Origin of the sequence: Blautia sp. AM23-13AC (genome assembly GCF_003435675.1) — a bacterium.
GTDB classification, from domain to species: Bacteria; Bacillota; Clostridia; order Lachnospirales; family Lachnospiraceae; genus Fusicatenibacter; species Fusicatenibacter saccharivorans.
In genome coordinates this window covers 366,799-381,454 of record NZ_QTUL01000001.1, presented here as the reverse complement: position 1 = coordinate 381,454, position 14,656 = coordinate 366,799, and the positions used below count along the sequence as shown (strand labels likewise).

Below are 14,656 nucleotides of genomic sequence, written 5' to 3'. Positions count from 1 at the left end.
GAATGGCAGAGAGAGTACAGCAGGTAAAGGGGCCGGGAGCAAGACCTCCAAGAGGGGTGAAACCGCAGGTCAAGAATCCGATGAAGATCTTTACCAGAATTATGAAATATGTATTAAAGGATTATACGGTACACTGCATCGCTGTTGTCATTGCGATTTTTGTCAATGTCCTGGCAAATGTACAGGGAACGATGTTTATGAAAACGCTGATTGACGGCTATATCACGCCGATGCTGACCCAGCCGGATCCGGATTTTGGCCCGCTGCTCCACGCAATTTTGCGGGTGGCCGGATTTTACGGAATCGGTATTGTGGCTGCGTTCGTTCAGAACCGTACCATGATTTATGTATCCCAGGGAACCCTGCGGAATCTGAGAAATGATCTGTTCGGCAATATGGAAAAGCTGCCGATCAAATATTTTGATACCCATGCGCACGGCGACATCATGTCGATTTATACAAATGATATTGATACCCTGCGTCAGATGATCAGTCAGAGTATCCCGCAGATCATCAACAGTGCAATCACGATTGTCAGTGTCTTTGTCAGTATGCTGATTCTGAACATCCCGCTGACGATTACAACGCTGGTTATGGTATCTATCATGCTGGGAGTGACAAAAAAGGTGGCCGGATTTTCCGGAAATTTCTTTGTAAAACAGCAGAGGGATCTTGGTAAAGTCAACGGCTTTATCGAAGAGATGATGGATGGCCAGAAGGTTGTCAAGGTATTCTGTCATGAAGAGGAGAATATCGAAAAATTCAAAGAAATTAATAACAATCTGTATGAGAGTGCTTACAATGCCAATGCGTTTGCAAATGTTATCGGACCGATCAATGCACAGCTTGGAAATATGAGCTATGTTGTCTGTGCAATTGTCGGCGGTGCACTTGCCCTTGGCAGCGTCGGTGGCTTTACGCTCGGTGGTCTAGCAAGCTTTCTGACCTTCAACAAGAGTTTTAACATGCCGATCAACCAGGTCAGCCAGCAGCTGAACGCAATTGTTATGGCACTTGCAGGAGCGGAACGTATTTTCCGACTGATGGATGAAGAGCCGGAGCTGGACGAGGGGTATGTAACGCTTGTCAATGCGAAGGAAGAAAACGGAAAACTCACCGAGACGAAAGAGCGTACCGGAAAATGGGCATGGAAGCATACGCACCAGGCAGATGGATCTGTGGATTACCGCGAGCTGCAGGGCCGTGTGGTATTCGAACATGTTGATTTCGGCTACAACCCGGATAAAATTGTTTTGCACGATGTATCGCTGTTTGCAGAGCCGGGTCAGAAGATCGCGTTTGTCGGTTCTACCGGAGCCGGAAAGACAACCATTACCAATCTGATCAACCGCTTCTATGATATTCAGAAAGGTAAGATCCGTTACGATGAGATCAACATTGGAAAGATCAAAAAAGATGACCTGAGAAGATCGCTTGGCATTGTTTTGCAGGATACACATCTGTTTACGGGAACGGTAAGAGAAAATATTGCCTTCGGAAAGCTCGATGCGACGGAGGATGAGGTTGTAGCAGCAGCAAAACTGGCGAATGCGCACGGATTCATTATGCGTCTGCCGCAGGGCTATGACACAATGCTGACCGGAGACGGTGCGAATCTGTCCCAGGGTCAGCGGCAGCTTCTTGCGATCGCGCGTGCAGCCATTGCAGATCCGCCGGTACTGATTCTCGATGAGGCGACAAGCTCCATTGATACCCGTACCGAGCGCATTGTTCAGGATGGTATGGATAAGCTGATGAGCGGAAGAACAACCTTTGTTATCGCACATCGTCTGTCCACCGTACGAAACGCCGATTGTATCATGGTTCTTGAGCAGGGACAAATTATTGAGCGCGGTACCCATGATCAGCTGATGGAACAGAAAGGAAAATATTACCAGCTGTATACCGGAAATCAGGTTTCCGCATAGCAGAAAAAACGGAAAAAGTAAGTCCCGCACGACAGAAAATAAAAATCTGTCTGTGCGGGATTTTTTTGCGAAGCAGCGGCTGGTTTTATGTGCGAGTAGCGAAGCGGATTGCGAATATCCGCTTCGAAATGATGATTGCGAGTGATACAGTAAGTTCCCACAGGTTTTTGGGTCTTGAAAAAGACAGCGGGATTTTATAAAATAGAAGAAGCGTTTGAATATATGCAAAGGAGAAAAACTATGGAATACCTGAATACAGCGCAGGAGCTGCTCGATTTTATCATGCGGTGCAAAAGCCCGTTTCATGTGGTAAAAGAAGCCGGCGATCTGCTGAACGAAAATGGATATACAAAACTGGAGGAGACAAAAGAATGGAGTCTCGTTCCGGGCGGAAAATATTATGTGACGAGAAATGAATCCTCGGTGATTGCGTTCCAGATCCCTGAGAGCGCATTTTCCAGCTACCAGATCATCGCAAGCCACAGCGACTGTCCGACGTTTAAAGTAAAGGGAGAGGACCCATTCGTGACGGATGGTCATTACACCCGCCTGAACGTGGAGGGCTACGGCGGAATGATCCGTTCCCCATGGTTTGACCGTCCGCTTTCCCTGGCGGGCCGCATGGTGGTACGTGACGGAAACAGCGTGAAATCCGTGCTGGTTGATGCCGGACGAGATCTGGTGACGATCCCGAATCTGCCGATTCATCTGAATCGTGACATCAACAACGGAATCAAATACAGTGTGCAGACCGACATGCTCCCGATTCTCGGTGATGAGACAGCGAAAGATCATTTTTACGAGCTGTTTCTGCCGGATACCGCAAAAGAGGATATTCTCTCCATGGAGCTTTATCTGTATAACCGAGTGGAAGGATCCATCTGGGGTGCCAGCAAAGAGTTTTTATCCAGTGGGCGTCTGGATGACCTGCAGAGCGCGTTTGGCTCCTTAAAGGGCTTTCTTGCTGCAAAGGCAACAGGCCAGGTCAATGTCTGCGCAATCTTTGACAATGAGGAGGTAGGAAGCCTCACAAAGCAGGGTGCGGATTCTTCGTTCCTGACAGAGACACTGCAGCATATCAATGCAGCCTGTGGAAAAGACACGATTGCATATCACAGAGATCTTGCGGGAAGCTTCCTTGTTTCTGCTGACAATGCACATGCCTTCCACCCGGCACATGCGGAGAAATACGATCCGAAGAGCCGCGTATACATGAATGGGGGCGTTGTCATTAAACAGAGCGCAAACCAGAAATATACAACGGATGCCGTTTCCGAGGCAGTAACAAAGATGCTCTGCGAGAAGGCCGGCGTACCGTGCCAGGTATTCGCAAACCACGCCGACATTCCGGGCGGAAGCACGCTTGGCGCAATTCTGAACTCTCTTGTCTCGGTGACAAGCGTGGATATCGGAATGGCTCAGCTTGCGATGCATTCCCCGTATGAGACGGCAGGCGCCAAAGATACTGCTTATCTGGTGCAGTTCGCAAAGACCTTCTATGAGACGACACTGGTGCGGACAGAGCATGGATTTTCTCTGGAAGAAAAATAAAAGTTTAAGATAGAAAAAAGCGGCCGGCGGGACTTTTGAAAAGCCTCTGCCGGCCGCTTTTTGCGTACTTGCAAAGTGTGTTTTAAGGATCAGATTATTCTGTCCGGAGTGCCGTAACCGGATCGCTTTTTGCCGCTTTCTTCGACGGAATCAGACCGCCGATCAGGGTCAGAACGACGCTGAGTGCAATCAGAACAAGCGCCGGGACGAGTGGAAGAGAAGCACTGACCTTCGTCGTATCCGCCAGATGGTGGATCAGAAGGTTGCCCGGAATCATCAGAAGCAGCGAGAGCCCGATGCCGATCAGTCCTGCACAGAGTCCGATGATGAAGGTTTCGGCATTGAAGACCTGCGAAATATTGCGTTTCGAAGCACCGATCGCGCGCAGGATACCGATCTCTTTCTTACGTTCCAGAACACTGATATAGGTGATGACGCCGATCATAATCGAGGAAACCACAAGGGAAATGCCGACAAAAGCGATCAGCACGTAGCTGATGATGTTGACGATATCCGTGACGGAGGACATCAGAGTGCCGACCACATCGGTGTACGAGATTACCTGCTCGTTTTTGCCTTCTTTTTCCATCGTGTCATTGTAGCCGTCGAGGATGGAGACAACGTGTTCCTTGCTCTCAAAGTTTTTCGGGTAAATGCTGATCGAAGAGGGTTCGTCAAAATCAGCGTAGCCCAGTTTCTGCAGATTGCCCTCATAGGTGGAAGAGCCGGAAGAACTAAGAGAAGCGAAGAGCTCCTTCATATCATCCTCAGTCATATTCATCTGGAAGGCACTTGCAAAGGCATCGGTGTCAATCTTCATGGCATCGCCCATCGAATCCTGCAGAGAATTACCGACCTGCGTCATGGCGCGCTCCATCTCGGACTGAATTGCAGAGGCCATCTGCGTCATCATCTGTTCCATCGCGGAAGTGATCTGTGTCTGCAGAACCGAGGCGACAGAAGCGGAGTAGCTTCCCATAACGCCTGCCATGTAGTTTGTGAGCGCAGAAGAAACCTGGGACTGCAGTCCGTCGAGATCGACGATTTTTGTGATACCGCTGTTCAGCCGCTGCTGGCCGTCCGCCGTGTTCAGGTAGGCGATAAAGTGCTGGCCCATCTCCGTCGGATCCGGCAGGCCGTTCTCCTTCACGTAAGCGAGATAACCGTTGGAAAGCTCCGTCGCAAGCGCAGTGAGCTGGTCGGATGTAATTTCGATATTGCCGTTGTTCTGCATCACCTCGGAAATCCAGTCGTTGATGATCTGAACAGCTTCTTCGGTCTGCAGATACTCCGCAAGATAAGCATCAAACTGTTCCGGATCGGTGTAGCCCATCTTGATCAGGTATGCCTGATACCCTTTGAAGATCCGCTGAATGAGTTCCTGGATCTGTTCCTGTGTAATGGAAACACCGCCGCCGTCTGCAATGATGGTCTGGATGTGGCGCCGCAGGATTTCCTGTGCTTCCGTGGAATTGATGTAGGAGACGAAATCCTCCTGTAAATGGGAATAATCCGCCTCCGGGTGCTCCGAGGCGTAGCCCTGATAGCCCTCCATGAGGCTGGAAGCCAGTTCCTGCATGCCGTCTTCACTGACATTGAGAGTAAGCCCGGATAAAATCTGGCCAAGATCAAGCTGCGGCAGTCCGTCGAAATTAAGAGAGATCTGACTGAGGTCAATCGCACCCGCGAGATCCATGCTGCTTCCGGCGTCCGCAAAGGCGCTGGAAAAATCAAGGTTCATGGAATCACCGGAAAAAGCACCGGAGAGTGCGGAATCGTCGAACTGGAAAGCGTTCTGCAGCTTGTCCTCATCGACAGTGATAAAGGAATCCATATCAAGACCGCTGTTCTGATCCACGGTGCCGAATTCCTGATTCGTAAAGACATCGATGGAGGAGTCCGCCATCTGCTGTTTCACAATCTCGGATTTCTTTGCTTCCTCCACAACGTGGCGGGTCAGCGATGCCGGGTAATTGATGCCGGCGGTCAGGGCAGAGGCGGCAGAGTCAGGGGACGGCTGGACAATACCGGTGATTGTGAGCTTTTCGCCGTTGGCAACGAGTTTTTTCATATAGTCTTCATTGTCGCTTTTATCTTTCCAGACCTGATACTGACTGTCGTATTCGTAGCAGTCTGCGCTGTTCACAAGACGGAACGTGGTGCCGAGAATATCATCGTAGGAATACGTGCCGATGGAGGAAGGGGTCTCGACGGTTTCTTCATTTAAAAACTGGCGGACCATCTCATCCAGCTCGAGTGCATCGCGGAGCCCCAGGGTGTAGAGCAGAAAATCACTCATTCCGCCGTCGGAAGTGAGGACAAGCACACATTCGTTATAGTTTTCCGGCCAGTGTCCGGCTTTTAAGTCGTACTGGTTCTCGTACAGGGAAGCGGTGTCCGGCATCTCGTAAAAGACGTTGGTGCTCATCATGGATGACATGATGCTGTTGGAGCTTGCGCCAAGGCCGAGCGAGCGGAACGACTGGTCCGGGTGCACCTGGCGGATGGAATCGCCGTCTTCGCGGTAGATCTGCGGCGTGACGGAGTAGGAATATTCGATGGCATTTGTGTAGTCGGAAATGCCGTCCGCACCGCCGTCAAGGTACTTTTTCAGGGAAGCGAGATCGTTGGAGTTCATGGTGGAGAACATGTTGGTCACGACTTCCTGGACTTTGATTTCATTCTTTTTGCCGGAATCTTTTGCGTCTTTGCCGGCATTCTGTGAGCCGACCATCATCGAAGTGAGGTCAAAGCCGGTGCTCTGGATCTGAAGCGGATATTCGGAGAGAGTTTCCTCTTCCATATTCTGAATATACTCGTTGACACCAGAGGAGAGTGCCAGAATCAGTGCAATGCCGATGATGCCGATTGAGCCGGCAAACGAGGTGAGCAAGGTCCGCGCTTTCTTGGTGCGCAGGTTATTAAAACTTAAGGAGAGCGCCGTCAGAAAGGACATCGACGATTTGCCCATGTTTTTGTGCTTGGGAGGAAGCAGGGTTTCGGAATCCGGCTCAAACGGGTTCGTGTCGGAGCAGATCACACCGTCACGCAGGGTGACGATCCGGTTGGCGTAAAGCTCGGCGAGCTCCGGATTGTGTGTGACCATGACGACAAGGCGTTCTTTGGCAACTTCCTGCAGCAGGTCCATGACCTGAATACTGGTGTCGGAATCGAGCGCGCCGGTCGGCTCATCGGCAAGCAGAATTTCCGGGTCATTGACAAGAGCGCGGGCGATGGCGACACGCTGCATCTGACCGCCGGACATCTGGCTCGGCCGCTTGTGGAGCTGTTTTCCAAGACCGACCTTTTCAAGTGCCGCGATTGCTTTTTTGCGCCGCACCTCTTTGGAAACACCGGAAATGGTAAGCGCCAGCTCTACGTTTGCAAGGACGGTCTGGTGCGGGATCAGGTTGTAGCTCTGGAAGACAAAGCCGATCGTGTGGTTCCGGTAGGAATCCCAGTCGCGGTCCTTATACTTTTTCGTGGAAATGCCGTTGATGATCAGATCGCCGCTGTCGTAGCGGTCGAGGCCGCCGATGATATTCAGAAGCGTCGTCTTTCCGGAACCGCTCGGCCCTAAAATAGCGACAAACTCGTTGTCGCGCAAATTTAAGGACACATCGTCGAGCGCTTTCTGTACCAGCGTCCCGGTCCGGTATTCTTTTTTGATATGCTGAATCTGTAGCATGAAAGGGTAACTCCTTCTGTGATTAATATGTGAACAGTTGTCCTTTATTCTACAACGAAATACGGGAAAAGTCCCGGGCTTTAGAAAAATTTAAGAAAAGTTTATCGACAGAAAAAAAGTTCCGCCTCTGTTTCGGAAAAACAAAAAACGGAACTTTCTTTATCTGTGATACTTATGATGCCGGAAAAGTCAGACTTCCATCAGAAGACCTTTCATATAAGCCTTTAAGATTTTCTTTTTCTCCAGCGAAAGATTATTGTAAAGCGTAATGATTTCCTGCTGTCCTTCGGTAAGCTGCAGGGCATCCGGCTCGTCGAGAAAGAAATCGGCAAGTGTGATGCCGAAAGCGTCGCAGAGCTTCTGCAGGGTAGGGATGGTTGGAATATTGGTGCGGTTTACCATATTATTTAAGGTAGAATAGGGAATGTCCGCCTCTTTTGCAAGACGGTAATAAGTCCAGGAACGCTCTTTGCATAAATCCTGAATGTGCTGTATTACATCTTTATCTCTCATAAAAAGATACCTCGTATTCCTATGTAATGTAGCGGCATGAAAATTGCTACTCACATATATTATACGTCTGTAAAAGAATAGAAACAGATCTTAAAGAGAGATGCAGAAAAGCTGTACAAATAAGAAATAATGGGAATTTGAGAGAAAAAGAGAGAAAAACCCGGCAGGAAAATAAGGTCTCCCGCCGGGTTCTGCAATCGTTTCAAAGTCTGTGATTCTTACTCTTCGGTGGAATTTTCTTCCATCTCGTTGAACTGCTCGGTATCCATCAGCTCGTCGAATGCGTCTGCTGCAATTTCGTACTCTTCATCGGAATCGATGTTGTCGAGGTTCGGCTGGCCGTTCTCTTCGTAGTAACGATACAGATAAACTTCGCCGTCTTCGTTCTCGCCGTTTTCATCGAGCGGCAGAAGAGCGATGTACTCTTTCTGGTTCGGAGCTGGGAAAATGGTCAGTACGGCACATTTTACTTCGGTATCGTCGTCCAGTGTCAGGGTAACAGTCGGCTGATCCAGATCCTGGCAGTCGCTGCCGCAGTCTGCGCAGTCTCCGCTGCAGGATGCGCTGTTGAATAATTCTTCACTCATTTGTATTACCTTCCTTTTTCGTGTTCAAGTCTTATCAGGTTCTTGTCTGCCATTCTAACAGATAATAGAAAAAAACACAATGGCTGTGCCGGGAAAGCAGAAAAAATGCGGCTGATACAGGAAAATACGGAAAAGATACAATAAATAAGAACGAAAAAATGAAAAATTAGTCGTATTTTCTATTGACTGTTTTCGGGTACAGTTTTATACTATCACTATTGAATCTAAATATACAGGCAGCTGAACAAACTTATCCTCAACTGCCGGGGAGGCAAAAAATGGATATCAGATTTGAAAAAAGAGAACATTTACAGGAAAAACCGGATCAGAAAAATCTTGGATTCGGAAAACACTTTACAGACTATATGTTTGTCATGGACTGGGACAAAGAGCAGGGATGGCATGATGCAGCAATCGTACCGTACGGCGGAATCCCGATGGATCCTGCAACCATGGTACTTCACTATGCACAGGAAACGTTCGAGGGACTGAAAGCCTACAGAACAGCAGAAGGAAAGATCCAGCTGTTCCGTCCGGAAATGAACGCACGCCGTATGATTAAATCCAACGAGAGACTCTGCATGCCGGGCGTACCGGAGGAGATGTTTGTAGAGGCTGTCAAAGCACTGGTTAAAGCACAGGAAGACTGGGTACCGTCTGAGCCAGGTACATCTCTTTACATCCGTCCGTTCATGTTCGCTACTGAGGCAAGCCTTGGCGTACATATGGCAAAATCCTACAAATTCGTTATCATCACCACTCCGGTTGGAGCATACTATGCAGAGGGCATCAACCCGGTTAAGATCCTGGTTGAGGATGAATATGTTCGTGCAGTCAAAGGTGGCACAGGATTTACAAAATGCGGCGGTAACTATGCAAGTTCCATCGCAGGCCAGGTAAAAGCAGAGAAGATGGGATGCACCCAGGTTCTGTGGCTGGACGGCGTACATCGTAAATATGTAGAGGAAGTTGGAACCATGAACATCATGTTCAAGATTGCCGGCGAAATCTACACCGCACCGCTGGAAGGAACTGTTCTTCCGGGCGTAACCCGTGATTCCCTGATCCATATCTTAAGAGACTGGGGATATAAAGTAAACGAAACACATCTGTCGGTTGACGATCTGATGAAAGCAGGTCATGACGGCACACTGGAAGAAGCATTTGGTACTGGTACAGCAGCAGTTGTATCTCCGGTTGGTGAATTTGTATACAAGGACGATTCTGTTGTTGTAAATGACTTCAAGATCGGTGAGCTGACCCAGAAACTGTACGATACCCTGACCGGTATCCAGTGGGGTAAACTGGAAGATAAATATGGCTGGACTACTCCGGTAGAATAAACCATATAAAACAGAAAAATGCAGATAAGGGGGTCCTTCCCGCACAGCGGTGCGGGGAGGATTCTTTCGCTTCAGAAAAAGATTCAGAAATCGTTTGAAAGGAAACAAAGCAGAATGGATCAGAATCGAATGCCTCTTGTGGAGGCGTTACAACAGTTCCGGGAGGAAGCACCGGCCTATTTCCGTATTCCGGGACACCGGTTTGAGCGCGGGCTGGATGAGACGTTAAACGGAGCGTCGCTTGCGGCGTATGACCTCTCGGAGGCAGAAGGGCTTGACGATCTGCATCACGCGGAGGGCGTGATTGCAGAGGCGCAGAAACTGGCGGCGGAAACGTGGAAGGCAAAAAAAACTTTTTTTCTTGTCAACGGCACAACATGCGGCAACGAGGCGATGGTGCTTTCGTCTGTGAAAGAGGGCGAAAAAATCATTGTTCCGCGAAACGTGCACAAATCGGTGCTGATGGGCCTGATTTTAAGCGGAGCCACACCGGTTTATGTGATGCCGGAGTACAGCACGAAATGGCAGATGTGGGGCGGCGTAACGCCGGAGACGATCGAAAAAGCCTTCGCGGAAACGCCGGATGCGAAAGCCGTACTTCTGGTCAGCCCGACGTACTACGGTCTTTGCAGTGATCTGCAGGCGATCGCAGAAATCTGTCACTGTCACAACGCAGCGCTTCTTGTCGATGAAGCACATGGATCGCACCTCTATTTTTCCGAACAGCTTCCTCTCGGCGCACTGGAAAGTGGTGCGGATGCCTGCGCGCAGAGTATCCACAAAACGGCGGGTTCCTTTACACAGAGCTCCTTCTTATCACTCGGTTCTGGCCGTCTCGATGAGGCAAGAGTGGCCGCCAATCTGCAGATGGTACAGAGTACATCGCCGTCCTACCTTCTGATGGCATCCCTCGATGCGGCGCGGCGCGGGATGGCGCTGCACGGAAAAGAGCGAATGGAACGCGCGCTGGAACTCGGCCAGAGGGCGCGGCAGGAGCTTGCAAAGATCAAAGGAATCGAAGTTCTTGGGACCGAGATGGAAGGAACGTGCGGCGTATGGAAGATCGACCTGACGCGTCTTGTATTCTCGGCAAGAGAACTTGGTATTTCCGGCTACGATCTGCAGGTGCGTCTGTACGAGGAATACCGCGTCAGTACAGAGCTTGCCGACGAGGAGAACGTGGTCTGCGTTATTACCTGGGCAAACAGCGAGGAAGATATCACACGGCTGATCGATGCGCTGGCAGGAATTTCGGCAGCAGAGAGCGGGAAAACGACGGGGCGGACGAAGTTTACAGAAAAGCAGTGGCTGTTCCGCAGCCTGCCGGAGATGGTAAAGACACCGCGCGAGGCATATTTTGCGGAGAAGGAAGCCGTTCCGTTTGCAGAAGCGGAGGGACGAATTGCAGCCGAGATGGCAGCCCCATATCCGCCGGGAATCCCGCTCATCTGCCCGGGCGAGCGGTACAGCAGAGAAATGTTGGAACTGATGCGCCAGTATAAAGCAGACGGCTGCGAATTTCACGGACCGTCGGATGCGTCGCTGGAAGTGCTGTATGTTCTGAAAGAGGAATAAAAGAAAACGGAAGTCGGTTCCCAGCGTTTTGCAACAGAAACCGCAGAGAACAGACTGTAAGGAAAAGGAGATGAATTGCGTATGAAAAAAATGATATCCTGGAACGTAAATGGACTGAGAGCCTGCATGAAGAAAGGCTTTCAGGAATACTTTGAGGCGGCAGATGCCGATATTTTCTGCCTGCAGGAGACAAAGCTGCAGGAAGGACAGATCGACCTTGAGCTGCCCGGCTATCATCAGTATTGGAATTATGCGGAAAAGAAAGGATATTCCGGCACGGCCCTGTTTACCAAAGAGGAGCCGATTTCTGTTCGCTATGGTATCGGAATCGAAGAACATGATATGGAAGGCCGTGTGATCACGGCAGAGTTTCCGGAATACTTTGTTGTAACCGTCTACACACCGAATTCGCAGGATGAATTAAAACGCCTTGCCTACCGGATGGAGTGGGAGGATGCGTTTCTTTCTTACTTAAAAGGACTGGAGCAGGAAAAACCGGTGATTTTCTGCGGAGATCTGAACGTCGCAGCGACCGAGATGGATATCAAAAATGCAAAGGCAAATGAGAAAAACGCCGGCTTTACGAAAGAGGAGCGCGAAAAATTTGCTGTGATCAAAGAAAAAGGCTTTGTTGATTCCTTCCGTATGCTGTATCCGGACACCGTGACGTATTCCTGGTGGTCATACCGCTTCCAGGCACGCCAGCGGAATGCAGGATGGCGGCTTGATTACTTTATGGTATCAGAGTCCTTAAAAGATGCAGTTGCAGATGCCAAAATCCATACCGAAATTCTCGGTTCCGACCATTGCCCGGTGGAACTGGATTTAGAGGTATAACAATTGGTAACATTGGTCAATTGACAATTTTATTCAAATGATTTACATTAATAGTATGACAATTGCAACAAATTATAAAAAATAAGGGCGGGAATTATGATACAGACAAAAAACAGAGGAAAATATCGAATTTTACCGGGAAATCCGGAGAAAATGGGCGCATCGGCGACGAAAGACGGATACAATTTTGCCGTAGAAGTATCAGATGGAAAAAAAGCAGAGCTTCTGCTGTACCGGAAAGGTCACCAGAAACCGTTTCTTACCGTGCCGCTTCCGGAAGAGGAGCGCACTGGCGTGATCAGTTCCGTGGAAATCACAGGCCTGACGGTAGGAAAGTTTTCGTATGCCTACCGGATGGACGAAGCTTTCTGCTTGGATCCGTATGCGGGAGCAGTAGAAGGAAGAGAAACCTTCGGTGCACCGATGGAAAAAGAAGAGGGCGCCTGCTGCTGCCTTCTCCCGGAGTACCCGGTAATGCGCACCACCTCACTGCACCGGCCGTATGAGGAGACGATTCTGTATAAGCTCCATGTGCGCGGTTTCACCAAAGACGGAAGCTCCCGTGTAAAGAACAAGGGAACGTTCCGCGGCGTGATCGAAAAAATTCCATACTTAAAAGAACTCGGTATCAATGCAGTAGAGTTGATGCCGTCCTACGAGTTTTTTGAGTGGACCTCCCTTACGGAGCCGGCCTATGTATATCCGGCGCCGGCGGAAGAGAAGCGCGTGAATTATTGGGGATACGGCACAAAGGCCCTGTATTTTGCTCCGAAAGCTTCGTATGCTGCATCCTCAGATGCCGTCGCAGAGTTCGCAGAGATGGTCGATGCCCTGCATGAGAATGGTATCGAATGCCTGATGGAATTCTGTTTTGCCCCGGGAACGCCTTCTGGTTTTGCCCTGCAGGTTCTGCACCACTGGCAGCTCCGCTATCAGATCGACGGTTTCCATCTGGTCGGCGATGCATCGCTGGCAGAAGAAGCGTCCAAAGATGCACTCCTTCGGAAGACGAAACTGATTTTCCTCGGTTTTGACGGCGCACGGATCTATCAGGGAAAACGCCCGTGGTTCCGGAATTTAGGGGAACACAATCAGGGCTACCAGTACCATATCCGCCGCTTCTTAAAAGGCGATGAGGGCAGCCTTTCCGACTTCACCTATTATCTGAGAAGAAGCCCGGAGACACACGGTGTGATCAATTATCTTGCGGATCACGACGGTTTTACCCTGTATGACAGCGTTTCCTACGAACAGAAACACAATCTGGACAACGGCGAAGACAATATGGATGGTTCCAACGAAAACCTGACCTGGAACTGCGGCGCAGAAGGCGTGACCCGGAAACCGGCTGTGCGCGCGCTGCGTCTCCGCCAGCTGAAAAATGCCGTTCTCATGCTGATGACAAGCCAGGGAACACCGCTGATTTACGGCGGCGATGAATTCGGCAACAGCCAGAAGGGCAACAACAACGCCTGGTGCCAGGACAACAAAACCGGCTGGATCGACTGGAAAGCAGCCGCCCGGAATCCGGAGTTTGCCGCCTTTGTAAAAGCAGCAATCGCCTTCCGGAAGGCGCATCCGGCGCTGCACGGCGAACGCGAGCCGCGCTTCATCGACTACAAATCCTACGGCTGCCCGGATATGTCCTTCCACAGCCAGAGAGCCTGGTTCTCCCAGATGGAAAACACATGCCGTTTTATCGGCGTCATGTACTGCGGAAGCTATTTCCAGGACAAAGACGGAAACAAGGACGACGATCTTTATATTGCCTACAACATGCACTGGAATCCGCATGAGCTGGCACTGCCGTCCCTCCCGGAGCAGAAGGTCTGGTATCTGACGGCCGACACCAACACACCGGAAGTCTTCCTGACAGAAGAAAATCAGAAAAAAGTCAGCGCAAAAACGGTCATCGTGCCGCCGCGCAGTATCATAATTTTAACAGGAAAGCAGGAGAAGAGGCAGAATGATGAAAGCATGGCAGCACTTTAAAACCATTACCACACACAAAATGTGGGTCATGCGGTACTGCTTCAAAATAGGACTGTACTGGCAGGGATTGACCCACGACCTCTCGAAATATTCGCCGACGGAATTTCTGGTCGGCATGAAATACTATCAGGGCGACCGGAGTCCCAATAACGCCGAGCGCGAAGACACCGGCATGTCAAAATCCTGGATGCACCATAAAGGGCGCAACAAACATCATTTTGAATACTGGATTGATTACGGTATCAATTGTGACACTATCATCAAAGGCGTCCCAATGCCGCGCCGCTACGTCGCCGAGATGATTATGGACCGCATCAGCGCGTCCCGCGTCTACCTCGGAGACGCTTATACCGATCAGGCGCCGTACCAGTATCTCAAAAAAGGAATCGGCCACCTCTGGTTCGTCCATCCCGAGACACTCTCGCAGCTCGAATTTCTGCTGCGCATGCTCTCGGAACGCGGCGAAGACGATACCCTCTATTACATCCGCTACCACTTCCTAAAAGGTGACCCCGTCCCGCGAATGCACTGTCCTCAAGAATGCACTGTCTACGAAGAGGCCATTCGCAAGAAAGTGTCCCCGTCCACTCATTAAGGTATTGGACCTATCCGCCCGCCCGATACTCCTGAGCGTCCCTTTCC

At 50.1% G+C, this 14,656-nt stretch carries 10 protein-coding genes; 7 read left to right on the top strand and 3 right to left on the bottom strand.

The window, feature by feature from the left end:
* The first annotated feature begins 2 nt into the window (after positions 1–2).
* Positions 3–1,928, top strand: a complete 1,926-nt coding sequence (locus DW642_RS01730) for an ABC transporter ATP-binding protein (RefSeq protein WP_117509074.1) — start codon at positions 3–5, stop codon at positions 1,926–1,928.
* A 240-nt stretch (positions 1,929–2,168) separates the two neighbouring features.
* Positions 2,169–3,479 carry a M18 family aminopeptidase gene (locus DW642_RS01725; RefSeq protein ID WP_117509073.1) on the top strand — a complete coding sequence of 437 codons (1,311 nt, stop codon included), beginning with the start codon at positions 2,169–2,171 and terminating at the stop codon, positions 3,477–3,479.
* 94 nt (positions 3,480–3,573) lie between these two features.
* Here the strand turns inward: DW642_RS01725 and DW642_RS01720 are convergent, their stop codons facing one another.
* The 3 genes from DW642_RS01720 to DW642_RS01710 all read right to left on the bottom strand — a co-directional run bounded on the left by DW642_RS01720 (position 3,574) and on the right by DW642_RS01710 (position 8,267).
* Positions 3,574–7,167: an ABC transporter ATP-binding protein/permease gene (locus DW642_RS01720; protein ID WP_117509072.1), complete on the bottom strand. Its 3,594-nt coding sequence runs from the start codon at positions 7,165–7,167 to the stop codon at positions 3,574–3,576.
* Between the two features lie 189 nt (positions 7,168–7,356).
* Positions 7,357–7,680 carry a helix-turn-helix domain-containing protein gene (locus DW642_RS01715; protein WP_055218165.1) on the bottom strand — a complete coding sequence of 108 codons (324 nt, stop codon included), beginning with the start codon at positions 7,678–7,680 and terminating at the stop codon, positions 7,357–7,359.
* Positions 7,681–7,898: 218 nt separating this feature from the next.
* Positions 7,899–8,267 (bottom strand): DUF1292 domain-containing protein, encoded by a 369-nt coding sequence (locus DW642_RS01710; RefSeq protein WP_117509071.1) that lies wholly within the window; start codon positions 8,265–8,267, stop codon positions 7,899–7,901.
* A 278-nt stretch (positions 8,268–8,545) separates the two neighbouring features.
* Here DW642_RS01710 and DW642_RS01705 point away from each other — a divergent pair, with 278 nt between their 5' ends.
* From DW642_RS01705 to DW642_RS01685, 5 genes are all read left to right on the top strand, one after another.
* Positions 8,546–9,610 (top strand): branched-chain amino acid aminotransferase, encoded by a 1,065-nt coding sequence (locus DW642_RS01705; protein WP_117509070.1) that lies wholly within the window; start codon positions 8,546–8,548, stop codon positions 9,608–9,610.
* A gap of 114 nt (positions 9,611–9,724) precedes the next feature.
* The gene (locus tag DW642_RS01700) at positions 9,725–11,185 is read left to right on the top strand and encodes an aminotransferase class I/II-fold pyridoxal phosphate-dependent enzyme (protein ID WP_158554953.1); all 1,461 of its coding nucleotides are present in this window, start codon (positions 9,725–9,727) and stop codon (positions 11,183–11,185) included.
* Positions 11,186–11,266: 81 nt separating this feature from the next.
* Positions 11,267–12,022, top strand: coding sequence for an exodeoxyribonuclease III (locus tag DW642_RS01695; protein WP_117509068.1), 756 nt, complete (start codon positions 11,267–11,269; stop codon positions 12,020–12,022).
* Positions 12,023–12,118: 96 nt separating this feature from the next.
* The gene (locus DW642_RS01690) at positions 12,119–14,014 is read left to right on the top strand and encodes an alpha-amylase family glycosyl hydrolase (RefSeq protein WP_117509067.1); all 1,896 of its coding nucleotides are present in this window, start codon (positions 12,119–12,121) and stop codon (positions 14,012–14,014) included.
* On the top strand, positions 13,992–14,609 hold the full coding sequence (locus DW642_RS01685; RefSeq protein WP_226906316.1) for a DUF5662 family protein: 618 nt from the start codon (positions 13,992–13,994) through the stop codon (positions 14,607–14,609). Before DW642_RS01690 ends, DW642_RS01685 begins: the two co-directional genes overlap by 23 nt.
* Positions 14,610–14,656 lie beyond the last annotated feature (47 nt).